Below are 25,896 nucleotides of genomic sequence, written 5' to 3' on the forward strand. Positions count from 1 at the left end.
GGTACGCCCGTCCTCATTTCAGCGAGCCGGGAACGTTTCAGGTTCCCGGGGCGTTGAGACCAGTGTCCAGCCAAGCCGGCTGGGCCCGCGGACACGGGATTCCACAGGCCCCGTCCCGCAGGCGCCGGCGAGACACGTTCAGCCCGTGACCGGGGAGGCAGAATGTCAGTCCAGACTCTCGAACGCGAAGCGCGCGGGATTCGCGAGCGCCGGATTCCAGCACAGCAGACCGAGGAGCGTCCGAGCGTGGGGGCGCTCACCGACGCCGACCTCGACGCCCAGAGCCCCGCCGCCGACCTGGTGCGCGTGTACCTGAACGGCATCGGCAAGACCGCGCTGCTCACCGCGGCCGACGAGGTCGAGCTGGCGAAGCGGATCGAAGCCGGGGTTTTCGCGCAGCACATGCTCGACACGGCCGAGGACCTCACGCCGCAGCGCCGCAAGGAGCTGCGCGCGCTGGTGCGCGACGGCCACGTCGCGAAGAACCACCTGCTGGAGGCCAACCTCCGGCTCGTGGTGTCGCTCGCGAAGCGCTACACCGGCCGGGGGATGCCGCTGCTCGATCTGATCCAGGAGGGGAACCTGGGCCTGATCCGCGCGGTGGAGAAGTTCGACTACTCCAAGGGTTTCAAGTTCTCCACGTACGCCACGTGGTGGATTCGCCAGGCCATCACGCGCGGCATGGCGGACCAGGGCCGCACGATCCGGCTGCCGGTCCACCTGGTCGAGCAGGTGAACAAGCTGGCGCGGATCCGCCGCGACCTGCACCAGCAGCTGGGCCGCGACGCGACGCACGAGGAACTGAGCGCCGAATCGGGCATTCCGGTGCACAAGATCTCCGACCTGCTCGACCAGTCGCGCGACCCGGTGAGCCTCGACATGCCGGTGGGCACCGAGGAAGACGCCCCGCTGGGCGACTTCATCGAGGACTCCGAGGCGACCGACGCCGAGAGCGCCGTGATCTCCGGCCTGCTGCAGGACGACCTCCGTCGTGTCCTGGCAACGCTGGACGACCGAGAACAGCACGTCATCCGGCTGCGCTACGGCCTCGACGACGGCCAGCCGCGCACGCTCGACCAGATCGGCAAGCACTTCGGCCTGTCCCGCGAACGCGTGCGGCAGATCGAGCGCGAGGTCATGGCGAAGCTGCGCCAGGGCGAGCGCGCCGACCGGCTGCGGGCGTACGCCAGCTGAGTTTCTTCCCTCTCCGGGGACCGGGATTCGGGGCCCGGGGTCCCGGAGAGGGCGGAGAAGCCGGTTCCGCGAGCTGATTCGGGCTGCCGCGGCGGGCTGACCGGGCGTGGGGTCCGGTGAGCCCGCGTCGCGGCAAGCACGCGGGCAGGCAGGCCGGGGTTTTCCGTCGGGGACCGGGTGGGGCCCGGTCGGGTGGGACGGAAGCCTCCGGCTGGATACGTCATTTCGGTGGGCAGCGGGTGGTGCCGCTGACTGCGATTTCGGTGGAAGGCGGGTGGTGCCGCCGGCCGCGAACTCAGTGGGCAGCAGGCGGCACCGCTGGTTGTGCAGAACCCTCGGTTCGATCTCCGAACCGGGGGTTTTGTCATGTCCAGGGCCGGATTTCGCCCACCTTGGCCGTCTCAGCGCCGCGCGGTTGGCTGTCTCGGCGATGGCCGAGCAATTGCCGACAAATCGCCACATCAACACCACCAGCCTCAGCAGCCACTTGAGCCCCACCAGCCCCTTTAGCCCCGCTAGCGTGCACGATCCTCCTCCCGTGCCCCGATTTATCCCGTTAATCCAGTTCTCATTGACACCCACCGCAATCCCGTCACCACTCTGTGCACCCGATGGTGGAATTCGCGTCTCGTTCGCGTTTGGCGGTTCCGGGCACTGGGTAGCAAGCGTTCGCGACCCCCGCTGTGCGGCGTCCGGTCAACGCGCCGGCGGGGGTCCCGTTAGTCACGCGGGGCGGGTGTGTGCGCATCCGGTCCGCTTTCCCCGGGAGGTCGGGTCCGTCGGGGTGGGCCCGGCCTCCCGACCATGCCTGCCCGAAACCCGCGGGGAACGCCGTCGGCGTGCGCTATCCCACAGCGTCCCCGCGCCCGTGCGACCGGGCGGAACCCGCTGAGTACCGTGAGCCAATCCCGATCAGGGCAAAGGAGCCTCGCTGTGCCGCCCACCACGTTCCAGCACACCGAAGTCCTGCCGCTCGGCAAGGACACCACCACCGAATACCGGCTGGTCACCGCCGACGGCGTCGAGACCGTCGAAGCCGCCGGGCGGAAGTTTCTGAAGGTCGATCCGGAAGCGCTGACGACGCTCGCGCGCACGGCGATCACCGACATCCAGCACCTGTTGCGTACGTCACACCTGCAGCAGCTGCGCGCGATCGTCGACGACCCCGAAGCCAGCGGCAACGACCGGTTCGTCGCGATGGACCTGCTCCGCAACGCGGCCATTTCGGCGGGCGGCGTGCTGCCGATGTGCCAGGACACCGGCACCGCGATCGTCATCGGCAAGCGCACCGAGGGCGTGCTGTCCGGCGGCGACGACGAGCGCGCCCTCTCGCAGGGCATTTTCGACGCCTACCAGCAGCTCAACCTGCGCTATTCGCAGATGGCCCCGATCAACTTCTGGGAAGAGCGCAACACCGGCACGAACCTCCCGGCGCAGGTCGAGCTCTACCACAAGGACAGCGACGCGACGGACCCGTCGTACGAGTTCCTGTTCATGGCCAAAGGCGGCGGCAGCGCCAACAAAACGTTCCTGTACCAGGAAACCAAGGCGGTCCTGAACCCGAAGCGCCTCGCCCGGTTCCTGGACGAGAAGCTGCGCAGCCTGGGCACCGCCGCGTGCCCGCCGTATCACCTGGCGATCGTCGTCGGCGGCATGTCGGCCGAGTTCAACCTCAAGGTCGCGAAGCTCGCCTCCGCGCGCTACCTCGACAACCTGCCCGCCGAGGGCTCCGAGCTGGGCCACGCGTTCCGCGACCGCGACCTCGAGCAGCAGGTGCTGGAGATGACGCGCCAGTTCGGCATCGGCGCCCAGTTCGGCGGCAAGTACTTCTGCCACGACGTCCGCGTGATCCGCCTCCCCCGCCACGGCGCGAGCTGCCCGGTCGGCGTCGCGGTGTCCTGCTCGGCCGACCGCCAGGCGAAGGCGAAGATCACCGAAGAGGGCGTGTTCATCGAACAGCTCGAACGCGACCCCGCCCGCTTCCTCCCGGACGTCACCGAAGACGACCTGTCCGACGAGGTCGTGTCGGTCGATCTGAACCAGCCGATGGACCAGATCCGCGCACAGCTGGCGCAGCTGCCGGTGAAGACGCGCCTGTCCCTGACCGGCCCGCTGGTCGTGGCGCGCGACATCGCGCACGCCAAAATCGCCGAGCGCCTGGACGCGGGTGAGGAGATGCCGCAGTACCTCCGCGACCACCCGGTCTACTACGCGGGCCCGGCCAAGACTCCGGATGGCTACGCGTCCGGCTCGTTCGGCCCGACCACGGCTGGCCGGATGGACTCGTACGTCGCCCAGTTCCAGGCCGCGGGCGGTTCGCTGGTGATGCTGGCGAAGGGCAACCGCTCGAAGCAGGTCACCGCCGCGTGCAAGGAACACGGCGGCTTCTACCTGGGCTCGATCGGCGGCCCGGCCGCACGGCTGGCGAAGGACTGCATCAAGAAGGTCGACGTCCTCGAGTACGCCGAGCTGGGCATGGAAGCAGTCTGGAAAATCGAGGTCGAAGAGTTCCCCGCGTTCATCGTCATCGACGACAAGGGCAACGACTTCTTCTCCGAAACCAGCGAACCGGTACTGCAAATCAGCTTCCGCTGATCTCAAGGCACGCCGAGGTCACCCGGGAAACATCCCGCCCAACCGGGCGAGCGTCTTCTCGATGGCCTCGGCGTTGCGCTTGGGAAACCCGAGCAACCGAATCGCGAGCGGCGACCGAGCAGTAGACCAGTCAAACGTCTCGGTGACTTCAGTGCGCCCGTCCCCCGTCGGCTCAAGCAGCCAACGCCACCGATGCCCCGCGAAGTGCCGCCAGGCAATCAACCGATTCTCCTCGAACTCGACCACGGTGTTCTGAATCCGATACGGCGCACCCATCCGCATCTCCATGCCGAACTCGGCCCCCAACGACAACCGATCCGGCGCCGCCCCGCGACTGGCGCGCACCGTGCCGGACCCGTCGATGAGCGGATGCTGAGCCGGATCAGCAAGCAACGCGAAAATCCGTTCCGGCGCGGCAGCAACCACCGCACTGCGCGAAACCTGGCGAGTTCCCATAGCCGCAGAGCCTAGGGCCGCACGGCGCCCATGGCCATCGACGCGCCCCCGAACAGCCCCGGACAGCCCAACGCGTCCACTGTGGACTACGCGACGAGAGGTTCGTGAGGGGAACCCTGAGGGACTCTGATTCCCTCAGGGTTCCCCTCACGACCCGCCGATGTCCGCGAGGGCCCCTTCACGGAATCAGATTCCCTCAAGGAGCCCTTCACAGCCCACCCGCACCCGCCCCCGCTCGCCACTGCCGCCGCGATGCGCCCCAATGCCGTATTGGGTGCATCCCACGCACCCAATGTGGCATTCGGTGCGCCCCACGCACCCAATGCCACATTGGGGCGCAAGCCCCACCCACCACGAACCGCAGCCGACGCACACACCCAACGCGGCACCCCGGCACATCACCCGCACCCCATGCCACATCGGGCCGCCAGCCCCACCACCCACGAACCCGCAACCGATGCACCCACCCAAGGCAGCCACACCCCCCGCACCCCGATACGAAGCCAAAAACACGGCGCGGAGGTGCTTGTCGAGGCATCTTTCCCGCCTTGACAAGCACCTCCGCGCCGTAGTCACACTCAGCTTCGGGGTGCCCCACGCAACCACTCAAAAGCAATGTCGCCGCCAGGCGACGAGCCGAATAACCCCCCGACGAAGTCATCCGGCAGCACGGTCACCGAGGAGCGGACTGCTTTAAAACCACAGTCCTCTCCCCCAACGGCGCAGCCAACGCCACCGAAATCACCGGATGCCGCAGATCCATCGTGCACATCTGCCCGGTCTGCGCCTTGGTCTCGCTCAAATCCACGACAACCTTCTGGGCACTCTGCTCAACAGCCTCCCCAAGCGCATGCCCACACCCCCCTTCCTCAGCCCGCACCACAAGCACGGTCCCCCCGTTGTCCGAATAGACCTCCTTGGGAAACGTCTTAGGCAACGCCGCCCCGTCAACCCGATTATCGGGAACCCGCTGTGCCCCTTGCGGAGGGTCGAACTGGGGTTTGCCCGGCGGCGGCACCGAGGTCGAGGTGCTGGCGCTCGCCGGCGCGCTCTCGGTCCCGGACGCTGGTGCGTTCGCCATGCTCGTCGGGCTGCCGCACGCGGCCGCCATCGTGAGCACCAATGCCGCGCCCGCCAGTCGTGTCGTTCCGATCAGCTTCGTCGAGTACCTCATGATCCCTAGACGGATCGACCGCCCTCAGCGGTTGCACCCGATCTTCACGGACCCGGCTTCAACACCAATTCCCGTCCGCCCAGCGGCGCATCGAGCCGCACCGGCAACGAAATCTCCCGTATGTGCATCGGGCACATCTGTCCGTGCGGGGCCTTGGTAATCGTCACCAGTACGACAACCTGGGCAGCCGTCTGCTCCCCCGCCTTCGCACTGAGCTTGTCGCACCCGCCCTCCTCCGCCTGGATCACCACGACCGAGCCGCCCTCGGCGAGCGTGACGTCGTGCGGATACCCGGCCGGAAGCGCCGAAGCATTGACCTGTCCGGCAGCAGGCGCGGTATCCCCAGGCGGCACGCCCTGCGTAGGACGGCTCTTCGGCGGCCCCGACGCCGGCGGCGGCGCGACCGACGGGGAAGAAGATGACGGCGGCGGCGAGGAAACCGACGCCGGACTGGACGCCGAGCCGGAGGAGGAAACCGGCGCGGCGGTAGTCCCGTTGCTTCCGCACGCCGCGACCGTCAGCAGCAGCGCGCTCGCTCCCACGATTTTCCCTGTTGTCCGCATGTATCGCGGACGGAATCGAGGGCCCGGAGGTTGCATCCCCGCCCTAAAACTATCTCACCGAGCGGAAGCCTTCCCCCGCACCAGCCCCAGCAGCACCACCCCGGCCAGCGTCACCACCAGCAACAGCACTGTGCTCGCCGACGCGAGAAACACCTGTCCCCGGTCGGTAAGGGAGAAAATGGTCGCCGGGAGCGTCCGCCAATCCGGCGGATACAGCATCATCGTCGCGCCCAATTCGCCCATCGACATCGCCAGCGCCAAACCGGCCGAAGCCGACATCGCGGGCAGCAGCACCGGCAATCGGACCCGCAGCAGCACCCGCAGCGGACGCGCGCCGAGACTCGCCGCGGCCTGGGCGAGCAGCGGGTCAACGCGTTGCAGCGCGGCGGAAACCGTGCTGTACGCGAACGGCAGCAGGATCATCAGGTGTCCGGCGAGGACGATCCAGCGCGTGCCGTTGAACGCCACCGGCGGACGGCTGAACGCCACCAGCAACGCCAGCCCCAGCACCACCGACGGCACCGCGATCGGCAGGTGGAACAGCGAATCCGCGATCCGGCGCAGCCGCGGCGGCGCGTGGTCGACGGCCAGCGCGGCCCAGGTCCCGATCAGCACCGAGACCAGCGACGTGATCACCCCGGTCTGCACGCTCACCGACAGGCTCGCGAAGGTCTCGCCGGACAGCGCCTCGGCGTAATGCGACCCGGTGAGCCCGCTGGGCAGCACGCCCGTCCAGCTTCCGGCGAACGACGCCAGCACGATCATCACCAGCGGCGCGGCCACCACGCCGAGGAAGACCACGCCGAACACCAGCCACACCAGCAACCGGCTACGCCGCGTCCACAGCAGCACGACGGCCTCCCCTCCCGACCACTCGCCGGTAAACCGTGTAGAGCACCAGCGACAGCACCACGTTCACCACCGCGACCACCGACGCGGCCGGGAAATCGAAGGTGACGATTCCCTTGCCGTACACCAGCATCGGCAACGTCGAGACGCCCTTGGCACCAAGGAACAGCACGATGCCGAACTCGTTCATCGTCAACAGCAGCACCAGGCACGCGCCGGACGCGAGCGACGGCAACGCTTCCGGCAGCACGACCCGCCACAGCACCCGGCCCGGCCGCGCGCCAAGACTCGCCGCCACCTCCAGTTGTGCCGACGGAACTTGGCTGAACGCAGCAAGCGCGGGACGCATCACGAAGGGCGTGTAGAAGGTGATCTCAGCCAGCAAAACACCCCATGGCGAGTACAGAAATCCGGCAGTGCCAAAGACTCCCGCGCCGCCGTAAAGGAACGTAAAGGCCAGTGCGATCAGGAACGACGGGAACGCCAGCACCGTGTCCACCAGCCGGGCCAGCAGCGTCGCGCCGGGAAACGGGACGAACGCGACAACCAGCGCGAGAAAGCCGCCGAGCAGCACGCAGCCGACCGTCGAACCCAAGGCCAGCAAGACCGTCTGCCACACCGCGCGGCCGAATTCCGGCGAAGACAGCACTTGCGTCCACACCGAAAGCCCGAAACTGCCGTCCTGCGCGGTGAACGACTGCAGAATCACCAGCACCAGCGGGTAGCCGAAGAACCCGGCGACCACGATCGCGGGCGGCAGCAGCCAGCCGATCCGGTACCGGCGGGGCCGCGCGCCGCGACGGGCCGGGGCGAGCGCGGCGGTGCCGAGGGCGAGGCCGGTCATCCGCCCACCCCCACCAGCGGGCAACCGTCCGGAATGGACACTCCGACGCGGTCGCCGACCGCGGGCAGCACCGGGCTGTCCGGGACCTCGGCGCGGATGTCGCAGACCTCGTCGGTGAGCCGCAAGTCGAGCCGGTACCCGGAACCTCGCCACTGCACGCCCCGGACGAGCGCCGGGAAGGTGCCCGGTCCGGGTTCGCCGACCGAAATCCGGTGCGGCCGCACGCCGAGCGCCACCGGCCGCTCCGGCTGGAGCGTGCCGGACGGTTCGGCGGACAGCTCACGGCCAGCCAGCCGGACCGTCGCGACCGAGCCGTCCGCGCGCACCAATTCGACTGGGATCAGGTTCGCCGCGCCGAGGAAGCTCGCGGTGAACTCGGTGGCCGGACGGCGGTAGAGCTGTTCGCACGGACCGAGTTCGACCAGTCGCGAGTCACGGAGCACGGCGATCCGGTCAGCGAGCGCGAGCGCCTCGCTCTGGTCGTGCGTGACGTAGATCAGCGTGGTGTCCGGCAATTCAGCCCGCAGCCGCAGCAGTTCCGCGACCATGTCCTCGCGCAACGCGGCGTCCAATGCGGACAGTGGCTCGTCGAGCAGCAACACGTTCGGCCGGATCGCCAGCGCACGCGCCAATGCGACCCGCTGCTGCTGCCCGCCGGACAACTCACGGGGATAGCGGCGTGCGTACTCGCTCATCCCGACCAGTTCCAGCACCTCGCCGACGCGCTTCGTCACGTCCGCGCGGCGCATTTTCCGCGCCTTCAGTCCAAACGCGACATTGTCGGCGACGCGCTGGTGCGGGAAGAGCGCGTAACTCTGCACCACCACGCCGAGCCCACGCCGGTGCGGCGGCAGATCAGTGACGTCCTGACCGTCGAGCAGCGCCCGCCCGGCGCTCGGGCGGAGGAACCCGGCGAGCGCCTTGAGCGCGGTCGACTTGCCGGAGCCGGACGGTCCCAGCAACGCCAGCGTTTCGCCGCGCGCTACCGAAAGGTCCAGCGGGGCAAGTGCTTGCGTCGCTCCGAAGTGGACGGATACGCCGCGGAACTCTACTGCCGGAGTCACTGTCCGGTGGCCTTCCGGTACGCGGCGAGGTCGGCGTCGAGACGGCCGAGGACGGAGTTCCAGTCCGGGGTCCAAATGTCCACTCCGGACATCGCGGCGGTGATCTTCTCCGCCTTCGGGCCCTGCGGCTTGACGTCGGAGCGGGCCGGGATGCCGTACGCGTCGCTGGCCTTGGCCTGGGTTTCCGGCGAGAACAGGAAGTCGAGCAGCTTGCGGGCGTTGTCCGCGTGCGGCGCGTTGTTGACCAGGCCGGCGAAGTACGGCAGCGCGAAGGTGGACCGCTTTCCCTGCGCGTCGGCCGGGAAGAACACCGAGAACCCGCCGCTCTTGTCGATCTCGGCGAGGTTCATCTGCAGGTCCCCGTTGGCGACGAGCACCTCGCCCTTCGCGACCTTCGGCTGCAGCTTGCCGGTGGACGACGACGGCCCGACGTTGTTCGCCTGCAGTTTGCCGAGGTATTCGAGTGCCCCCTGGTCGCCGAAGACGTGCTGGGCCTGCAGCAGCACCGCGGTGCCGTCGCCCGCCTCGCCGGGCGTCGAGTACTGGAGCTTGCCCTTGTACTTCGGGTCGAGCAGGTCGTTCCAGCTCTTCGGAGCCGGGTTCGCCTGCTGCGGGTTGTAGATGAAGCTGAGGTAGTTGTTCATCAGCGCGTAGTAGCGGCCCTGCGGGTCCTTTTGCGCGGCCGGAACCTGGTCGACGCCCTTAGGCGCGGACGTCGCGAGCAGGCCTTCCTTCGCCGCCTGCTGCACAAACGGAGGCAGCGTCACCAGGACGTCGGCCTGGGTGTTGGCCTTTTCCTTGCCCACGCGCGAAACGACCTCGGCGGAACCAGCAGTCACCGCCTGGACGGTGATCCCGGTCTGCTGCTTGAACTCGGCGAACCGGGCGTTGTACCAGTCCTCAAGGCCGTCCGCGGTGTAGACGGTGACGGTCTGGTCGCCGGACGCGCCGCCCGCCGTGCCGCCGCACGCGGACAGCAGGCCGGCGAGGGTCGCGACGAGAGCGACGACGGTCGCTTTCCGGATTCTCATGACTGGGTGGCTCCTTCAAGTTCTACGCTGTCGAGCACGGCGGGGAGGGCGGAGACGGAGTCGAGAACGTGGGTGGCGTGCGCGGCTTCCAGCTCGCCGCGGTTGCCGGCACCGGTGAGCACTCCGGCGACGATTCCGGCACCGGCGGCGAGGCCGGTGCGGACATCAGTGGGGGTGTCGCCGACCACCGCGATGTTGCGGACGTCGGTGACCTGCAGTTTCAGTGCGACAGCGAGGATCAGGTCGGGATACGGACGGCCGCGCACGCCATCGCCGGGCGCGAGCGCGAGGTCGGCGAGGTCGTGCCAGCCGAGCGCGTCCAACAGCGCGCGCTGGGTGGTGGGCGCGAAGCCGGTGGTCAGCGCGACCCGGATGCCCTTCTCCCGCAGGCCGCGGATGGTTTCCTCGGCACCGGGAATCGGCTTGCACTCCCCGGCCGCGACCAGCCGTCCGTACGAGCCTTCGAACTCGGCGTTCGCGCGCTGGGCGAGGTCTTCGTCGCCGAGCAGCGCGCGGAACACGGTGATCTTCGACTGGCCCATGGTTTCCCGGACGTAGTCGAGCATTCCCGCGTACCGTTCGTCCTCTCCGGACACTCCGGCGGCGGCGATCGCGGCAGTGAAAGCCCGTTCGACCAGTCCGTCGTCCGCGACGGTGGTTCCGGCCATGTCGAGCACGACGAGTTCGGTGGTCACCAGCCCAGCTCCTTTGCGGTGTCTTCGGCGATTGCGGGCGAGCAGGTCATGCCCCGGCCGCCGGGGCCGGTGACGAGGAAAGCGTTGTCGGACAACCGTTCCCGGTGCACCACGGCGGCCTGGTCGGTTGCCTGCGCGTACACACCGGCCCAGCGACGGCGGATCCGCGGCAGTGGGCGGCCGAGTAGCGCGCTCGCTACTTCGGCGAGGTGTTCGTACGGGTCTTCGGTGACGTCGAAGGAGAACGGCTGCGCGTACTCGTGCGTGTCGCCGATGGTGAGCGAGCCGTCGCGACGCTGCACCATCAGCAGCTGCATCGCGTTCTGCGCGGCGATTTCACCCTGCGGCTGGCCTTCGTTCATCGCGTCGAGCGCCGTGCCACGGTAGGCCGGGTAGTACCGGAAGCTGTCGCCGTCCGCGACGCTGGTGGGCAACGGCTCGTCCAGCGGTTCGGTCTGCGCCATCTGCAACCGGACCCGCCGCACCGGGATCTCGCCCGCGATCTCGCGCACCAGCCCGCCGAGCCACGCGCCGGTGCAGAACACCACGACATCGCCTTCGTGGCGCTCACCGTGATCGTCGACGACGCCGTTTTCGGTCAGGTTCCGTACCTCACGGCCGGAAAGCCAGCTGTAACGACCACTCGCCTTGAGCGCTTCGCGGAGCGCAGGCTGCGCCGTCCGCGGCTCGACCGCCGCGTCGCGTTCGCACCACAACGCGCCAGCGAAGTTGCCGCGCAGAGCCGGGTTCAGCGCGCGGGTCTCCTGCGCGTCGAGGAGTTTGAAACCGCGCTCAGCCGCGCCCGGACCTGCGACGACCTCCTGCGCGACAGCCAGCTCGGCGTCGGTCCGGACGACCGTCAGCGAGCCGTTCGGCCGGAACCCCAGCGCGGGCACGCGTTCGCCGATCCGCTCCCACAGCTCCCGGGCGCGCACCGCCGTCTCCAGCTCCGGGCCGGCGGCGCGGCCGCCGACCCACACCAGCCCGAAGTTCCGGACGGACGCTCCGCGCGCCTCCGGCTCGCGTTCGAGCTGGAGGACTTCGTGGCCGCGTTCCACGGCCTGCCAGGCGTGCTGGGTGCCGAGCACGCCGCCGCCAACGATGATGATTCGCACGGCCGCAACAGTCGCCGCCCGCGCTCAACGGAGCCTGTCGGGACGGGGAACGCCAGGTGAAGCAGCCTCGAATATTGGACCGGATGAGTTACCATTCTGTTATCTTCACAGTCGGCCCGCCGCGACGAACACGCACACCGCCAGGATCACGACATTCGCCGCGACGTTGCGGTACTCCGCCGGGCGGTGCTCGGTGACGGCCAGCCTGGCGTGGCCCGCCATCGCGCCGACCATCACCACTGCCAGGCCGACTGCCGCCCACCCGGTGAGCGCCGGGGCGATCCCGGTCAGCCTCGGCAGGATCAGGCCGATCACCGCGACGAGTTCGCAGATCGCGGCGAAGCGCACGACCGGCATCGGATACGCGGCCACCCCGGTCTGCCCGCTCTCGATCAGCCGTTGCCGCGACATCGTCGACTTCAGCACGCCGGACAGGGCGAAGAGCAGGGCGAGAGCCGCCTGAGCGATCCACAGTGCGATGTCCATGGTTGTCCCTCCGTTCGATACCGAGGGGACGAACCAGCCGCGCCGGATGTGACAGCTACTCGACGCGGTTCAGTCGCGTGACGAAACTCAGCCGGTCACCGCGGTAAAGCGACCGGACCCGCTCGAACGGCTCGCCGTCCGGACCCCACGACACGCGGTGCATCAGCAGCATCGGCAATGCCGGGTTCGTGCCGATGAGCAGCGCTTCGCGGGGCGTCGCGAGCACGGTCTCCAGGCGTTCTTCCGCCCCGTCGAAGACCACGCCCAGTTCGTCGCGCAGGAACGCGTACAGCGACTGCTCCGGGTCGAAATCCTCGAGCAGCGTGGGGAACTTGTCGGCGCGGAGGAAGGTCGATTCGAGGCCGACGCGCTCGTCGTCGGCGAGCAGGACGCGTTCCAGGTGAATCACTTCGGCGGCCGGTTCGATCCGCAGGTCGGCGGCCAATCCGGTGCCCGCGGCACGGCGTTCGAGCGTGATGAGCGTGCGGCCGGGCCGGATGCCTTGGCGGCGCAGGCCTTCGGTGTAGCTGACGAGCGCGAGCGGCTGGACCAGCTTCGGCGCGGCGACGTACGTGCCGCTCCCCTGCCGTCGCGACAGCCTGCCTTCGAGCACCAGCTCGCCCACCGCCTGCCGGACCGTCGCCCGGGATACTTCGAACCGCTCGCACAGTTCGCGTTCCGTGGGCAATGCACTGCCTTCGCCCAATTCGGCGATGACGGCCAGCAGTTCGACCTTCACGGCGTAGTAGCGCGGCACGCGGCCGTGATCCGGGATGCCGTCGCGGACCGGTCCGTCGGCGGACAGGCGGGACAGCGGCGAAGACGTGGGCACGAGACCCGAGCCTATGCCAGACGCGCGGCGCGTGGTTCGCTGTCTCGCGAACTGACCCCACGGGAGGACCCCCGCAATGCCTTTGGCCCGTCGGTTAGGCCTCGCTGACGCCGTTTTCATCGGACTTGGTTCGATGATCGGCGCCGGCGTTTTCGCCGCGTTCGCTCCCGCCGCGCGTGCCGCGGGTTCGGGATTGCTCCCCGCGCTCGCCGTGGCCGCGTTAGTCGCCTACTGCAACGCGACTTCTTCCGCCCGGCTTGCCGCGCTGTATCCGGAATCCGGTGGCACTTATGTGTACGGGCGCGCTCGGCTGGGTGAATTTTGGGGATACATCGCGGGTTGGGGATTCGTCGCCGGGAAAACGGCGAGCTGCGCGGCTATGACGCTGACCGTTGTCGCCTACGCCGCTCCCGGGCTCGGGCAGCCTTGGCGGAGTTTGCTCGCGGTAGGCGTGATCGGCTTGGTCACCGGCGTGAATTATCTCGGCGTGCACCGGTCTGCTTTGGCTACTCGGGTGATCGTTTGCATCACTCTCATGGTGCTTACCCTGGTCGCGGTTTTCGGCTTTTCCGGCACGCATGTTTCCCCGTGGACTCCGTTTCATGGCGGCGGAGTGCTTGAAGCGGCGGGATTGCTGTTCTTCGCGTTCGCCGGTTATGCCCGGCTGGCCACTCTCGGCGAGGAAGTCCGCGACCCGGCCCGCACGATTCCGCGGGCGATTCCGCTCGCGTTAGGACTGACTCTCGCGGTGTACGCCGTGGTGGCGGTGGTGCTGCTGGTGACATTGGGGCCGGACGGAATCGGCGCGAATCCCGATCCGCTGGCTGCCGCCGTGCCGTGGCTGTCGCCGGTGGTTCGCGTGGGCGCGGTGGTGGCCGCGTTGGGATCGTTGCTGGCGTTGGTGCTGGGCGTTTCGCGGACGACACTCGCAATGGCGCGGGACGGGCATCTGCCGCGGTTTCTGTCCGCAGTGCATCCTCGGTTCTCGGTGCCGCACCGGGCGGAGCTGACGGTCGGCGTGGTGGTCGCCGTGCTGGCCACGACGACGGATTTGCGTGGTGCGATCGGGTTTTCGTCTTTCGCGGTGCTCGCGTACTACGCGGTGGCGAACGCTTCCGCTCTGACGCTTCGCCGGGACGAAGGGGCCGCGCCGAAGGTGATCGCGGCTGGCGGATTGGCGGGGTGCGCGGTGCTGGCGTTCAGCCTGCCGATCGCTTCGGTGCTCAGCGGGTGTTTGGTGCTGGGGCTGGGCGTGGTGGCTTACTTCGTGCGTCGCCTCGGGGTTGCGCGCTGAGTTTTTGTTCTCTGGCACGGCTTCCGTCACGTCCGGTGCGCGAAAGTCCCCCTCGCTCCACCTCGGCCTGGTTACTCCGATAATCATCGATCCCCAGGTCAAGGCTGCTTTTTACCGCTGCGCTGGGCGGTGAAATCTGCCGGATCCGGTGAAGAATCCGAAAGATCCGAAGAAAGTTGGTTGTCCACTTACCACTGCTCTGGTGTAGTCGATTCGTCACTCACGCGACACCTCCCCGCCCCAGGGAGCAGAAGCTCCACAGTGGACACCGGAAGGACAATCCCCTTGGCCGACAAGAGAAACTTCAGCATGCTCACGCGAGTCCTGGCAGGCGCGGCAGCGCTCGCGGCCGCCGCCGGGTTCGCGACGCCCGCCGTGGCGTCGACGCCGCCGTCGCCGGGCGCGGAGCCTCAGGTCGTCGGCGGAACTCGCGCCAGCCAGGGGGAATTCCCGTGGATGGTCCGGCTTTCGATGGGCTGCGGCGGCGCCCTGTACACGAACCAGATCGTGCTGACCGCCGCGCACTGCGTCGACCGCACCGGAGCGGACTCGTCGATCACCGCGACGCTCGGCGTGGTCGATCTGCAGAGTTCGAGCGCGAAAAAGGTGCGCTCGACCTACGTCTACCGCTCCCCGACGTACGACTCAACCGGCGGCGACTGGGCGCTGATCAAGCTGGCGAGCCCGGTGAGCGGGATTCCGACGCTGCCGATCGCGAAGAACGCCGACAACAACTCCGGAACGTTCACCATCGCCGGCTGGGGCGCGGCCCAGGAAGGCGGGGCGCAGCAGCGGTACCTGCTGAAAGCCGAGGTCCCGTTCGTGGACGACTCGACGTGCCAGTCCCAGGGCGGCTCCTACGCCGACCTGAAGCCGGACGCGGAACTGTGCGCGGGCAAGCTGGACACCGGCGGAGTCGACACGTGCCAGGGCGACTCCGGCGGCCCGATGTTCCGCCGCGACGGAGCGGGCGAATGGATCCAGGTAGGCATCGTCAGCTGGGGCGACGGCTGCGCCAGGGCCCACGCACCCGGCGTGTACACCGAGGTGAGCTCGTTCGCCTCGGACATCGCCGCGGCGGCGGGGAAGATCTGACCCCTGTTTGCCGAGATCGAGCACTGAGCCGGGCCGGGTGCGGGACTCCGACGGGGTTCCGCGCCCGGCTTCGTGCGGTTCTTCCGTGCCGGCAGAAGCATGCGGGCGAGCTGGATCCCGCCGCGCGAACACCTATGACTGGCGGGCGCACGCCCCAGTCACGGATCGCCTCACCCGGGGCGAAGCCCGCGATTGCGGGCCGCCCGTCGGACTTTCCTCGCGCTCCGCCGGAGCGCCGAACAACTCAAGATTCTCGCCAGAAACCGCGAGGCCGGGCACCCCACAGTTGCCCGACATTCCGCTCCCCGACAGTCGCGAAGCACGGCAAGCACCGAACGACGCACAATCCCGCCGCCCCGACCACCGCCGAACCAGCACGAAGCCGAGCATCAAACCTTACGAACTCGCCATGCAGCTCCCCGGTGGCACCGAAGCACGACGAGCACCGGGCAACGCATAATCCGCCCCGGCCACCGCCAGACCGAGCGAGGCCGAGTACCTAGCCTCAGGAAGCTGGCCCCCTGCGGCGCCGAAGAGCGGGAGCTAGAAACCCCGAAGGCCCAGCACTAACCCGCCGGAAGGCCGACGTTCCGCTCCTCCAAAGCCCCCCGCAGCTCGGCCAGTACCGAAATAACCGCCTCGGCTCGATCCGGGGCCACCATAGAGCCGATCAGCACCTCGAGCTGCGCCCGGAACGTCTTCTCCGCCGCCCCGGCCAGGTCCCGGCCGCTCGGGGTCAGCTCGACCAGCGACGACCGTCGATCCTCGGGATTCGGCACCCGGCGCACCCAGCCTCGCGCTTCGAGGCGGTCGATGCCCTTGCTCGTCGCCCCGATGCCGATGGCGAAGTTCACCGCGAGGTCGGCAACCCGCGACTGCGGATGCTGCCCCAGATATCGCAGGAACTCGAACTGCGAAGCGACGATCCCGTGCTCGGCCTTGAGCCGCTCGCCCAGCGCGTTGTAGATCCGGGTCTCGCAGCGCACCAGATGGTCGAAGAGCTGCTCGTTTGCCGAAGTACTTGCCACGGCATATAGTCTAGCATTACATGCCTCGGCATATACTTCCGCAGAATCTTCAGGAGCACAGATGAGCAGGGAACAACGCCGCGCGATCGACGAGCAGCTGCGGCGGACGCCGAAGGGGGCCGGGCCGGTGCCGGTCGAGCAGATGCGGGCCGGGTTCGCCGCGTTGATGAGCGAGTTTCCCGTTCCCGCCGAGCCGCGGCAAAGCGGCGCCACGCTCGCTGGGCGGCCAGCGATCCTTGTCGAGCCGACAGGAGACCCGCGGCCGGGCGCGATTCTGTACTTCCACGGCGGATCGTTTTCGCTGGGGTCTCCGCACACCGCGATGGCGTTGACGGCGAATCTCGTTCTGCGCACTGGAATCCGCGCGCTCTCGCTGGACTACCGGCTCGCGCCCGAGCATCCGTTCCCGGCCGGGATCGAGGACTGCCTCGCCGCTTACCGAAGCCTTCTGGAGGACAACGATCCGTCCTCGATCCTCTTCGCGGGCGACTCCGCAGGCGGCGGACTCGCCGTGACCACGACGCTGGCCGCCCGTGACGCGGGGCTGCCGATGCCCGCCGGGATCGTCGCGTTCTCGCCAGGGCTGGACCACACCCGCACCGGGGCGTCCATGGAGACGAAGGAAGCCGTCGATCCCTTCTTCACCAGGGAAAGCATGGCCCACACCGGCGAGTTGTACCTGGCCGGCGCGGACCCCGCCCAGCCGCTCCTCGCCCCGGCGGTCCACGCCGACCTGACCGGTTTCCCGCCGATCCTGCTGCAGGTCGGCGGGAACGAAATCCTGCTCGACGACTCGGTCCGGCTGGCGGAACGCGCGCGCGACGCGGACGTCGACGTGATCCTCGACATCACCGCCGACGTCCCGCACGTCTTCCCCACCTTCACCGACACCCTCGACGAAGCAGGGCAAGCCCTCGACCGGGCCGCCCTCTTCATCAAGCAGCGACTCGCCTGAATCTCAGCGGATCTTGTCCAGCCGGGAAACCGTCTCCTCGAATCCCTGCACCAGATCCGCCATCACCTCGGCGACCGGGCGGACCCGGTTCATCCTGCCGACGATCTGGCCCACCGGCATCGACACCACCGACGGGTCCGCGGCGGCGTGGATCCGGTTGTGGGCGTGGGAAACCAGCAGGTTCTGCAACGGCATCGGCAGCGGTTCCGGTGCGCCCGGCGCTGCCCACGCCTCGGTCCAGCGGGTCTTCAGCAGGCGAGCGGGCTTGCCGGTGTAGATCCGGGTTCGGACGGTGTCCGCGGAGGTCGCTTCCACCAAGGCGTTCTGCATCGCCTCCGATTCGGGCATCGTTTGGAGGTATTCCTGCGTCGCGAGCCAGTACGAGCCCATCCACGCGCCCGAAGCGCCCAACGCCAGTGCGGCGGCGACCTGGCGGCCGGAGCCGATGCCTCCGGCTGCCAGCACCGGGGCGCGGTCGCCGACGGCGTCGACGATTTCCGGGACCAGCACCATGGTCGCGATTTCGCCGGTGTGGCCGCCTGCCTCATGCCCTTGCGCCACAACGAGATCCACGCCGTTGTCGACGTGGCGAGCGGCGTGCGAACCCTTTCCGGCGAGGGCGGCGACCGGGACGCCTGCGTCGTGCGCGCGGGTGATGACGTCAGTCGGGGGCGAGCCCAAAGCGTTGGCGATGAGGCTGATCCGGTGGTTCAGCGCGACGTCCACATGGGACCGGGCGACCGAGTGCAGCCAACCGAGAACACCGGCTCGTTCGTCGGTGTCGTCGGGCAGCGGCGGAACCGCGAGGTCCTTCAGCACTTTATCGACAAACGCCCGGTGGCCCGGCGGGATCAGCTCGTTCAGGTCGGTCTGGGTGCCTTCGGAAGGGATCTTCGCCGGCATCACGATGTCGACGCCGTAAGGCTTTCCGTCGGTGTTCTCGTCCATCCAGGACAGCACCGCGTCGAGTTCGGCGGCGTCGTTGAACCGGACGCAGCCCAGCACGCCCATGCCGCCCGCGCGGCTGATCGCGGCCGCGACGTGTTCCGACGGGGTGAATCCGAAGATCGGCACCTCGATGCCGAACCGGTCGCACAACGATGTGCGCATGCGCCCTCCTAGGCGGGTTCGTGTTCGGCGGCGTACCGCTGGGCCCACGGATAATCCGGCTTGCCGCTCGGCGAACGGCCGATTTCCTCGGCCAGCCACACCGTGCGCGGCACCTTGTATCCGGCGACCTCGGTCCGCACGTGCGCTTCCAGCGCGGCCAGATCCGGCTGCACGCCGGGGCGCGGCTGGACCACGGCGGCGACGCGTTGGCCGAGCCGGTCGTCCGGGATGCCGATGACCAAGGCGTCGAAAACGTCCGGGTGCGATTTCAGCGCGCCCTCGACTTCTTCCGGATACACCTTTTCGCCGCCGGTGTTCACGCACTGCGATCCGCGGCCCAGCAACGTAACCGTGCCGTCTTCCTCGTAGCGCGCGTAGTCGCCGGGCACGACGTAACGGACGCCGTCCACTTCGGTGAAAATGGTGCGGGTTTTCTCCGGGTCGCCGTAATAGCCGATCGGGACGTGACCGCGGCGGCCGATCAGCCCGATGGCGCCCGGCTTCGGTTCGACCACGTTGCCGTCGTCGTCCAGCAGGATGGCGTCCTTGCCGAAGTTCACGCGCGGGCCCGCGGAATGGTCGGAATCCTTGCCCACCATGCCGATTCCGGTGAAGCCGCTCTCCGACGAACCGATCGCGTCGGTGATCACGACGTTCGGCAGCATCTCGAGGAATTCCTGCTTCACCGAATGCGAGAACAGCGCCGCGTGGCTCGACACCGCGACGAGCGACGACGCGTCGTACTCGCCGGAGCGGTAGGCGTCCACGAGGGGCCGAGCCATCGCGTCGCCGACGATCGTCAGCACCTGCACCTTGTGTTCCTGCACCGCGCGCCACACGTCGTGCGCGTCGAACTGCGGGACGAACACCACCGGGCTGCCGGTGAACAGCGCGCCGAACGCGGCCCACTGCGCCGCACCGTGGATCAGCGGCGCGGCCGGCAGGCGCACGAGCGAACCGGATTTGCCCTGTTCGCTGAGCGTCCACTCGTCGGGCACGTACTCGCCGGTGACGAAGTTGATGCCGCCGCCCAGCGCGCGCCAGATGTCCTCGTGCCGCCACAGCACCCCTTTGGGGTAACCGGTGGTGCCGCCGGTGTAGAGGATGTACAGGTCGTCGGCGCTGCGCTCGCCGAAGTCGCGTTCGTCCGACTCGCCCGCGAGCGCCGCCTCGTACTCGACGCCCGTCTCGTACGGGGTGTCCGAACCGTCCTCGACGACTACAACGTGTTTCAGTTTCGGTGTTTCCGGAAGCACCGCCGCCACCCGGTCGGAGTAGCGCCGCTCGTGCACCAGCGCCACCAGGTCGGCGTTGGTGAACAGATAGCGGAGTTCTCCGTGGACGTAGCGGTAGTTCACGTTCACCGCGATCGCGCGCAGCTTGTACGCGGCGAACATGGCTTCCAGCGCCTCGATGGAGTTCCGGGAATAGACACCGATGTGGGAGCCGGGTCCCACGCCGTGCGCGGCCAGGTGGTGCGCCAGCCGGTTCGCGCGCTTCTCCAGTTGCGCGAAGGTGACCTGGCGTCCGCCGCACACGACCGCGACGCGTTCCGGCACGGCGTCGACGGCGTGCTCGAGTAGATCCGCGATGTTGAGTGCCACGCACCCAAAGTAGAACATGTTATCGTTCTGGGCAATGACCCCGGCCCGTTATTAAGGAGGCCCCGGTGGCCGAACCCCACGCACTCGTCAGCCTCGAAGGCCACACGCTCGTGGTGACGATGAACCGCCCGGAAGCCCGCAACGCCCTCACCGGCGAGATGCTTTCGATCATGGTCGAGGCCTGGGACCGAGTGGATTCGGACGACCAGGTGCGCAGCTGCATCCTGACCGGTGCGGGCGGAGCGTTCTGCGCGGGCGCGGACCTGAAGTCCATGTCCCGCAACGCCCCCGACAAGTCGTTCTCGAACGGCTCCTTCGACCCGAGCCGCATCGAGGGCCTGCTGAAGGGCCGCCGGCTCACGAAGCCGCTTATCGCCGCCGTCGAAGGCCCAGCCATCGCGGGCGGTACGGAAATCCTGCAGGGAACGGACATCCGGGTCGCGGCGGAAAGCGCGAAGTTCGGCGTCTCCGAACCCCGCTGGGGCCTGTTCCCGATGGGCGGCTCGGCCGTGCGGCTGCCCAGGCAAATCCCGTACACCGTCGCCGCCGACCTCCTCCTCACCGGCCGGCACATCACCGCCGCGGAGGCACGCGACATCGGCCTGGTGGGCCACGTCGTCCCCGACGGTCAAGCGCTGGCTCGCGCGCTGGAACTCGCTGACCTGATCAACGACAACGGCCCCCTGGCGATACGCGCGATCCTCAAGACCATCCGCGACACCGAGGGCATGCACGAGGAAGAGGCCTTCAAGCTGGACGCCAAGTACGGCATCGAAGTCTTCGCCTCCGCCGACGCGAAGGAAGGCCCGAAGGCCTTCACCGAAAAACGAAAGCCCAACTTCCAAGGCCGCTGACGCACTACCGCTGGCAACCGTATGTGAGGGGAACCCTGAGGGAATCAGATTCCCTCAGGGTTCCCCTCACGTACTTCAGCACCCCACCCAAGCCGCACCCGAGGGCACCCAGACCCCCACAACCCCGATACGAAGCCAAAAACACGGCGCGGGGGTGCTTGTCAAGGCATCTTTCCCGCCTTGACAAGCACCCCCGCGCCGTAGTCACAATCAGCTTCGGGGTGGTGGGCCCCACTCTCACGACACGTACTGATCCCGCAACTTCCGCTTGTACAGCTTCCCATTGGGATCCCGAGGCAGTTCCGGCAAGTAGTCAACGGACCGAGGCAACTTGAACCGAGCCAACCGAGTCTCCGCATACGCGAGCAACTCAGCAGTCAACTCGTCCGACCCCTCAACCCCGTCCGCAGGCTGCACCACAGCCTTGATCTCCTCGCCCCAATCCTCGTGCGGGATGCCGAACACGGCGACGTCCGCGATCTTCGGGTGCATCACCAGCTCACCCTCAATCTCCGCCGGATAAATATTGACCCCGCCGGAAATGATCATGTCCGCCTTGCGGTCATGCAAGAACAGATACCCGTCCTCGTCAAGATGCCCGACGTCACCCAACGTGAACAAATCCCCGACCCGAGCCTTCTCAGTCTTGGCCTTGTCCCGGTGATACTCGAACTTCGAGTCGCCCATCTTCATATAGACCGCACCGGTCTCGCCCGCAGGCACCTCGTCACCGGCATCGTCGAGGATCTTGATCGTCGACCCCGGCCACGGCAATCCAACCGACCCGGGCTTCCGCAACCAGTCCTCGCCGTTGATCACCGTCCCGCCGCCTTCGGTGGCCGCGTAATACTCGGTAACCACCGGCCCCCACCACTCCAGCATCTGCCGCTTGACCTCAAGCGGACAAGGCGCAGCCCCGTGAATCATCACCCGCAACGAGCTGTGGTCGTATTTCGCGCGCACCTCGTCCGGCAAACCAAGCAACCGCCGGAACTGAGTCGGCACCATATGGCTGTGCGTGACCCGATGCCGCTCGATCAAGCGCAGCATTTCCTCGGCGTCCCACCGATCCATCAACACCGCGGTATGCCCCAGCTGCAGCGAAATAGCCACAAAATTCAGCACAGCCGTGTGATACAGCGGCGACCCGCACAAATGCACATGATCATCGAACGGCTGCAGTCCGAACACCCCGAAGAACCACGTGGACGCGGCAGGCACCTGATCCGGATCAGCCCCGGTCAACGGCCGCTTGACGCCCTTGGGCCGCCCAGTCGTACCGGACGTGTAGAGCATCGGCGAACCAGCGGTCCGATCGTCCGGCCGCCCATCGCCCAACCCAGCACCCAATTCCTCGGCACGGCGGAAGCCCGGCACCGAGCCGACGGCGAACCGCGCCGAAGCAGGCAACCCAGCCTCATCAGCCGCAGCCACCGCCACATCAGCGAACCGCTCATGCGCCAGAAACGCCTTGGCCCCGCTGTCCGAGAGGATGTACGCGACTTCCAGCCCGACGAGGTGCCAGTTCACCACCACCACGTACAGCCCGGTCTGGATCGCCGCGAAGTACGCCGCGACCAGGTCGTCGCCGTTCGGCAGCAGCAGCACCACCGAATCGCCGACGCCGAGCCCCAGCTCTCGCAAGCCTGACGCGTACCGGTTGGCTTTCGCCGTCAGTTCGCCGTAGGAGATTTCCCGCCCGTCCGGATCCACCAGCGCCACCCGGGCGGGCTCGGCCGCGGCGATGGTCCACAGTCCCAGGTCCATCTTCCAAATCTAGAACGCGTTCCACATAGACACAACAGGTTCCTTGCCTCGGATTCGAGAACGTGTTTCACTCGAAGCCGTGACGGTTTCGGATGCCCCTCTGTCGGCGCCGCTCAACGTCGGCTTCGACTACACCCGCTCCACCGGCCCGGTGCTCGGCCGCTTCGTCAACGCCCTGCGCGAACGCCGGATCGAGGGCGTGCGCGGCAGCGACGGACGCGTGCACGTGCCGCCGGTCGAATACGACCCGGCCACCGCGGACCCGTTGACGGAGTTCGTCCCGGTGAGCGCGGAAGGCGTTGTCGTTTCCTGGTCCTGGTGCGCGGATCCGCTCGACGGCCAGCCGCTGTCGCGTCCGTTCGCCTGGGTGCTGGTGAAACTCGACGGCGCGGACACCAGTCTGCTGCACGCGCTCGACGCCGGTTCCCCGGACAATGTCCACATCGGACAGCGCGTGCGCGTGCGGTGGGCGGACGAGACCGTCGGCCACATCCGCGACATCGCGTACTTTTTGCCTGCGGACGCGCCGGACACCACCCCCACCGAGGCTCCCCCGCCGGTGGCGAAACGCGAAGAGGGCGCGCCGGTCAGCGTGATCATCACGCCGGTGCACCTGAAATACCAGCATTCCGCGTCGCCGGAGGAAAGCCGGTACCTGCGCGGCCTCGCCGAAGGCCGGATGCTCGGTCAGCGCTGCCCGGAGTGCGGCAAGGTCTACATCCCGCCGCGCGGCGCGTGCCCGGTGGACGGCGTGCCGACCACCGACGAGGTGGAACTGCCCGACACCGGCATCGTCACGACGTTCTGCATCGTCAACGTGCCGTTCCTCGGCCAGCGCATCAAACCGCCGTACGTCGCGGCGTACATCCTGCTCGACGGGGCCGACATCGCCTTCCTGCACCTCGTGCTCGGCTGTGCCGCCGAGGAGGTCCGGATGGGCATGCGGGTGCGAGCCAACTGGCGGCCGCGCGAGGAATGGTGGACGTCGCTGGAGAACATCAGCCACTTCGAGCCCACCGGCGAGCCGGACGCCGCGTACGAGACCTTCGCCCACCACCTGTGAGGAACCATGCCTGAAGTAGCCGTAGCCGGTTTCGCGCAGGCGCCCAACGTCCGCAAGACCGAGGGCACCACCAACGGCGTGGAAATGCTCGTGCCGATCCTCGCCGAGGCCTTCGCTGCCACCGGACTGTCCAAACAAGACATCGGGTTCTGGTGCTCCGGTTCGTCGGATTACCTTGCCGGACGAGCGTTTTCGTTCATCGCCGCGGTCGACGCGCTGGGTGCGTTCCCGCCGATCAACGAGTCCCATGTGGAAATGGACGCCGCGTGGGCGCTGTACGAGGCGTGGCTGAAGATCCGCACCGGCGAGGTCGACACCGCGCTCGTGTACGGCTTCGGCAAAGCCAGCGCCGGACAGCTCCGCCGCGTCATGGCGATGCAGCTCGACCCGTACCTCGTTACTCCACTGTGGCCGGATTCGCTGGCGATTGCCGGCCTGCAAGCTCGGCTGGGCCTCGAAGGCGGGCTGTGGTCCGAGAAGGACTTGGCCGAAGTGGCCGCCCGATCGCGCGCGGATGCGGCGAACAATCCGGCCGCGCAGCTGTCCGGAACCGTGGACGTCGCCGATCTGCTCGACACTCCGTACGTCGCCGATCCCCTTCGCGCACATGACATCGCGCCGGTGACAGACGGCGCGTCGGTGATCATCCTGGCGTCGGAGGAACGAGCCCGCGACCTCGTCGAGCGGCCCGCGATCATCTCCGGGCTGGAGCATCGCATCGACTCCCCCGTCCTGGGCGCGCGCGACCTCACCCGCTCCCCGTCCACTGCCATTGCTGCGGCCCGGCTTGATCTCGACGGCGTCGAACTGGCTGAACTGCACGCGCCGTTCACGCACCAGGAACTCATCCTGCGCCGCGAACTCGGTTTCGCCGACAACGTACGGATCAACCCGTCCGGCGGCGCGCTCACCGGGAATCCGATGTTCTCCGCCGGCCTCGCGCGGATCGGCGAGGCCGCCGCGCGGATCCATCGCGGCGAGGCGGCCAAGACGCTCGCCCACGCGACCAGCGGACCCGCTCTGCAGCAGAACCTCCTCGCCGTGTTGGAGGCACGATGACCAAGCAGCTCGCAGCGGTGCTCGGGACCGGGCAGACGCACCACCGCGCTAAGCGCACCGACGTGTCGATGGCCGGTCTGCTCCGCGAAGCGATCGACCGCGCGATGGCGGACGCCCAGGTCGGCTGGGACGACATCGAGGCCGTCGTGATCGGCAAGGCGCCGGACCTGTTCGAGGGCGTCATGATGCCCGAGCTGTTCCTCGCGGACGCGTTGGGCGCGAACGGAAAGCCGTTGATTCGCGTGCACACCGCGGGTTCAGTCGGCGGGTCGACCGCGCTGGTCGCCGCTTCGCTGGTCCAGTCCGGCGTGCACCGGCGCGTGCTGACGGTGGCGTTCGAGAAGCAGTCCGAGTCGAACGCGATGTGGGGCCTGTCGATCCTGCCGCCGTTCCAGATGCCGGTCGGCGCTGGAGCCGGTGGCTACTTCGCGCCGCATGTGCGGTCTTACATCCGCCGTTCCGGTGCGCCCGAACACATCGGCGCGATCGTGGCGGCGAAGGATCGACGCAACGGCGCGCTGAATCCGTTCGCGCACTTGCAACAGTCCGACATCACGGTCGAGTCGGTGCAGGCGTCACAGATGCTGTGGGACCCGATCCGGTACGACGAAACTTGTCCGTCCTCCGACGGCGCCTGCGCGATGGTGCTCGGCGACGAAGCCGCCGGAGACGCTGTGCCGGGTGGCGCGGCCTGGATCCACGCGACGGCGATGCGGACCGAGCCCACGACGTTCGCCGGACGCGACCAGGTCAGCCCGCAAGCCGGACGTGACGCCGCGGCCGCGTTGTGGCGCGACGCGGGCATCACCGATCCGCTGTCCGAAGTGGACGTCGCGGAGATCTACGTGCCGTTCTCCTGGTTCGAGCCGATGTGGCTGGAAAACCTCGGCTTCGCCGCCGAAGGCGAAGGCTGGAAGATCACCGAGGCCGGCGACACCGCGATCGGCGGACGACTGCCGGTGAACCCGTCGGGCGGCGTGCTGTCGTCGAATCCCATTGGTGCGTCCGGGATGCTGCGGTTCTCCGAAGCGGCGAAGCAGGTAATGGGCCGCGCTGGCGATTACCAAGTGGACGGTGCCCGAGTCGCATTAGGACACGCCTACGGCGGCGGCTCGCAGTACTACAGCATGTGGGTGGTGGGAGCAGCTAAGCCCTCGTGAGTGGCAATC

The 25,896-nt window shown here is 68.2% G+C and carries 24 protein-coding genes; 9 read left to right on the forward strand and 15 right to left on the reverse strand.

Going from position 1 to position 25,896, the window contains the following annotated elements:
- Positions 1-162 precede the first annotated feature (162 nt).
- Together AB5I40_RS13975 and AB5I40_RS13980 are read left to right on the forward strand one after the other, a co-directional pair.
- On the forward strand, positions 163-1,194 hold the full coding sequence (locus tag AB5I40_RS13975; RefSeq protein WP_370938920.1) for a sigma-70 family RNA polymerase sigma factor: 1,032 nt from the start codon (positions 163-165) through the stop codon (positions 1,192-1,194).
- 933 nt (positions 1,195-2,127) lie between these two features.
- The gene (locus AB5I40_RS13980) at positions 2,128-3,789 is read left to right on the forward strand and encodes a fumarate hydratase (RefSeq protein WP_370938921.1); all 1,662 of its coding nucleotides are present in this window, start codon (positions 2,128-2,130) and stop codon (positions 3,787-3,789) included.
- 18 nt (positions 3,790-3,807) lie between these two features.
- Here AB5I40_RS13980 and AB5I40_RS13985 read toward each other — a convergent pair whose 3' ends face one another.
- The 11 genes from AB5I40_RS13985 to AB5I40_RS14035 all read right to left on the reverse strand — a co-directional run bounded on the left by AB5I40_RS13985 (position 3,808) and on the right by AB5I40_RS14035 (position 12,898).
- Positions 3,808-4,245 (reverse strand): SRPBCC family protein, encoded by a 438-nt coding sequence (locus tag AB5I40_RS13985; protein ID WP_370938922.1) that lies wholly within the window; start codon positions 4,243-4,245, stop codon positions 3,808-3,810.
- A gap of 673 nt (positions 4,246-4,918) precedes the next feature.
- Complete coding sequence (locus tag AB5I40_RS13990) at positions 4,919-5,419, reverse strand: hypothetical protein (protein ID WP_370938923.1); 501 nt, start codon at positions 5,417-5,419, stop codon at positions 4,919-4,921.
- A gap of 44 nt (positions 5,420-5,463) precedes the next feature.
- Entirely contained in the window at positions 5,464-5,961 is a 498-nt protein-coding gene (locus tag AB5I40_RS13995) for a hypothetical protein (RefSeq protein WP_370938924.1), read from the reverse strand.
- 75 nt (positions 5,962-6,036) lie between these two features.
- Positions 6,037-6,834, reverse strand: coding sequence for an ABC transporter permease (locus tag AB5I40_RS14000; RefSeq protein WP_370938925.1), 798 nt, complete (start codon positions 6,832-6,834; stop codon positions 6,037-6,039).
- Positions 6,812-7,675, reverse strand: a complete 864-nt coding sequence (locus tag AB5I40_RS14005; RefSeq protein ID WP_370938926.1) for a 2-aminoethylphosphonate ABC transporter permease subunit — start codon at positions 7,673-7,675, stop codon at positions 6,812-6,814. The genes AB5I40_RS14000 and AB5I40_RS14005 overlap by 23 nt, the downstream gene beginning before the upstream one ends.
- Positions 7,672-8,739 (reverse strand): ABC transporter ATP-binding protein, encoded by a 1,068-nt coding sequence (locus AB5I40_RS14010; protein ID WP_370938927.1) that lies wholly within the window; start codon positions 8,737-8,739, stop codon positions 7,672-7,674. Before AB5I40_RS14010 ends, AB5I40_RS14005 begins: the two co-directional genes overlap by 4 nt.
- The gene (locus AB5I40_RS14015; RefSeq protein ID WP_370938929.1) at positions 8,736-9,770 is read right to left on the reverse strand and encodes a 2-aminoethylphosphonate ABC transporter substrate-binding protein; all 1,035 of its coding nucleotides are present in this window, start codon (positions 9,768-9,770) and stop codon (positions 8,736-8,738) included. The genes AB5I40_RS14010 and AB5I40_RS14015 overlap by 4 nt, the downstream gene beginning before the upstream one ends.
- Complete coding sequence (locus AB5I40_RS14020) at positions 9,767-10,468, reverse strand: phosphonatase-like hydrolase (RefSeq protein WP_370940517.1); 702 nt, start codon at positions 10,466-10,468, stop codon at positions 9,767-9,769. The genes AB5I40_RS14015 and AB5I40_RS14020 overlap by 4 nt, the downstream gene beginning before the upstream one ends.
- A complete protein-coding gene (locus tag AB5I40_RS14025; protein ID WP_370938930.1) occupies positions 10,462-11,580 on the reverse strand; it encodes a TIGR03364 family FAD-dependent oxidoreductase in 1,119 nt (372 codons plus the stop codon). Before AB5I40_RS14025 ends, AB5I40_RS14020 begins: the two co-directional genes overlap by 7 nt.
- A gap of 105 nt (positions 11,581-11,685) precedes the next feature.
- Positions 11,686-12,066 carry a DoxX family protein gene (locus tag AB5I40_RS14030; RefSeq protein ID WP_370938931.1) on the reverse strand — a complete coding sequence of 127 codons (381 nt, stop codon included), beginning with the start codon at positions 12,064-12,066 and terminating at the stop codon, positions 11,686-11,688.
- A 55-nt stretch (positions 12,067-12,121) separates the two neighbouring features.
- Positions 12,122-12,898: a GntR family transcriptional regulator gene (locus AB5I40_RS14035; RefSeq protein ID WP_370938932.1), complete on the reverse strand. Its 777-nt coding sequence runs from the start codon at positions 12,896-12,898 to the stop codon at positions 12,122-12,124.
- A gap of 76 nt (positions 12,899-12,974) precedes the next feature.
- Between AB5I40_RS14035 and AB5I40_RS14040 the strand changes: the two genes are divergently transcribed.
- The gene (locus AB5I40_RS14040) at positions 12,975-14,192 is read left to right on the forward strand and encodes an APC family permease (RefSeq protein ID WP_370938933.1); all 1,218 of its coding nucleotides are present in this window, start codon (positions 12,975-12,977) and stop codon (positions 14,190-14,192) included.
- Between the two features lie 285 nt (positions 14,193-14,477).
- On the forward strand, positions 14,478-15,287 hold the full coding sequence (locus tag AB5I40_RS14045) for a trypsin-like serine protease (protein ID WP_370938934.1): 810 nt from the start codon (positions 14,478-14,480) through the stop codon (positions 15,285-15,287).
- 566 nt (positions 15,288-15,853) lie between these two features.
- On the opposite strand, the gene AB5I40_RS14050 is transcribed toward AB5I40_RS14045, so the two are convergent.
- Positions 15,854-16,315, reverse strand: coding sequence for a MarR family winged helix-turn-helix transcriptional regulator (locus tag AB5I40_RS14050; RefSeq protein WP_370938935.1), 462 nt, complete (start codon positions 16,313-16,315; stop codon positions 15,854-15,856).
- A 61-nt stretch (positions 16,316-16,376) separates the two neighbouring features.
- On the opposite strand from AB5I40_RS14050, the gene AB5I40_RS14055 reads away from it, so the two are divergent.
- A complete protein-coding gene (locus AB5I40_RS14055) occupies positions 16,377-17,270 on the forward strand; it encodes an alpha/beta hydrolase (RefSeq protein ID WP_370938936.1) in 894 nt (297 codons plus the stop codon).
- A 3-nt stretch (positions 17,271-17,273) separates the two neighbouring features.
- Here the strand turns inward: AB5I40_RS14055 and AB5I40_RS14060 are convergent, their stop codons facing one another.
- Together AB5I40_RS14060 and AB5I40_RS14065 are read right to left on the reverse strand one after the other, a co-directional pair.
- Entirely contained in the window at positions 17,274-18,380 is a 1,107-nt protein-coding gene (locus tag AB5I40_RS14060) for an NAD(P)H-dependent flavin oxidoreductase (protein ID WP_370938937.1), read from the reverse strand.
- Positions 18,381-18,388: 8 nt separating this feature from the next.
- Entirely contained in the window at positions 18,389-19,984 is a 1,596-nt protein-coding gene (locus AB5I40_RS14065; RefSeq protein WP_370938938.1) for an acyl-CoA synthetase, read from the reverse strand.
- Between the two features lie 65 nt (positions 19,985-20,049).
- On the opposite strand from AB5I40_RS14065, the gene AB5I40_RS14070 reads away from it, so the two are divergent.
- Positions 20,050-20,838 (forward strand): crotonase/enoyl-CoA hydratase family protein, encoded by a 789-nt coding sequence (locus AB5I40_RS14070; protein ID WP_370938939.1) that lies wholly within the window; start codon positions 20,050-20,052, stop codon positions 20,836-20,838.
- Positions 20,839-21,075: 237 nt separating this feature from the next.
- Here the strand turns inward: AB5I40_RS14070 and AB5I40_RS14075 are convergent, their stop codons facing one another.
- A complete protein-coding gene (locus AB5I40_RS14075; RefSeq protein ID WP_370938940.1) occupies positions 21,076-22,605 on the reverse strand; it encodes an acyl-CoA synthetase in 1,530 nt (509 codons plus the stop codon).
- Between the two features lie 79 nt (positions 22,606-22,684).
- On the opposite strand from AB5I40_RS14075, the gene AB5I40_RS14080 reads away from it, so the two are divergent.
- The 3 genes from AB5I40_RS14080 to AB5I40_RS14090 are packed head-to-tail and all read left to right on the forward strand — an operon-like array spanning position 22,685 to position 25,887.
- Positions 22,685-23,668: a Zn-ribbon domain-containing OB-fold protein gene (locus tag AB5I40_RS14080; RefSeq protein WP_370938941.1), complete on the forward strand. Its 984-nt coding sequence runs from the start codon at positions 22,685-22,687 to the stop codon at positions 23,666-23,668.
- A gap of 6 nt (positions 23,669-23,674) precedes the next feature.
- Positions 23,675-24,727 (forward strand): thiolase domain-containing protein, encoded by a 1,053-nt coding sequence (locus tag AB5I40_RS14085; protein WP_370938942.1) that lies wholly within the window; start codon positions 23,675-23,677, stop codon positions 24,725-24,727.
- Complete coding sequence (locus AB5I40_RS14090) at positions 24,724-25,887, forward strand: thiolase domain-containing protein (protein ID WP_370938944.1); 1,164 nt, start codon at positions 24,724-24,726, stop codon at positions 25,885-25,887. Before AB5I40_RS14085 ends, AB5I40_RS14090 begins: the two co-directional genes overlap by 4 nt.
- Positions 25,888-25,896 lie beyond the last annotated feature (9 nt).

It is taken from the genome of Amycolatopsis sp. cg13, assembly GCF_041346965.1.
Taxonomy (GTDB): Bacteria; Actinomycetota; Actinomycetes; order Mycobacteriales; family Pseudonocardiaceae; genus Amycolatopsis.

What these genes read in the sequence shown, in the direction of transcription:
- AB5I40_RS13975 (WP_370938920.1), top strand. Translation starts at nt 163, where the DNA reads ATGTCAGTCCAGACTCTCGAACGCGAAGCGCGCGGGATTCGCGAGCGC.
- AB5I40_RS13985 (WP_370938922.1), bottom strand. Translation starts at nt 4,245, where the DNA reads ATGGGAACTCGCCAGGTTTCGCGCAGTGCGGTGGTTGCTGCCGCGCCG.
- AB5I40_RS13990 (WP_370938923.1), bottom strand. Translation starts at nt 5,419, where the DNA reads ATGAGGTACTCGACGAAGCTGATCGGAACGACACGACTGGCGGGCGCG.
- AB5I40_RS14005 (WP_370938926.1), bottom strand. Translation starts at nt 7,675, where the DNA reads ATGACCGGCCTCGCCCTCGGCACCGCCGCGCTCGCCCCGGCCCGTCGC.
- AB5I40_RS14015 (WP_370938929.1), bottom strand. Translation starts at nt 9,770, where the DNA reads ATGAGAATCCGGAAAGCGACCGTCGTCGCTCTCGTCGCGACCCTCGCC.
- AB5I40_RS14030 (WP_370938931.1), bottom strand. Translation starts at nt 12,066, where the DNA reads ATGGACATCGCACTGTGGATCGCTCAGGCGGCTCTCGCCCTGCTCTTC.
- AB5I40_RS14040 (WP_370938933.1), top strand. Translation starts at nt 12,975, where the DNA reads ATGCCTTTGGCCCGTCGGTTAGGCCTCGCTGACGCCGTTTTCATCGGA.
- AB5I40_RS14055 (WP_370938936.1), top strand. Translation starts at nt 16,377, where the DNA reads ATGAGCAGGGAACAACGCCGCGCGATCGACGAGCAGCTGCGGCGGACG.
- AB5I40_RS14060 (WP_370938937.1), bottom strand. Translation starts at nt 18,380, where the DNA reads ATGCGCACATCGTTGTGCGACCGGTTCGGCATCGAGGTGCCGATCTTC.
- AB5I40_RS14075 (WP_370938940.1), bottom strand. Translation starts at nt 22,605, where the DNA reads ATGGACCTGGGACTGTGGACCATCGCCGCGGCCGAGCCCGCCCGGGTG.
- AB5I40_RS14085 (WP_370938942.1), top strand. Translation starts at nt 23,675, where the DNA reads ATGCCTGAAGTAGCCGTAGCCGGTTTCGCGCAGGCGCCCAACGTCCGC.
- AB5I40_RS14090 (WP_370938944.1), top strand. Translation starts at nt 24,724, where the DNA reads ATGACCAAGCAGCTCGCAGCGGTGCTCGGGACCGGGCAGACGCACCAC.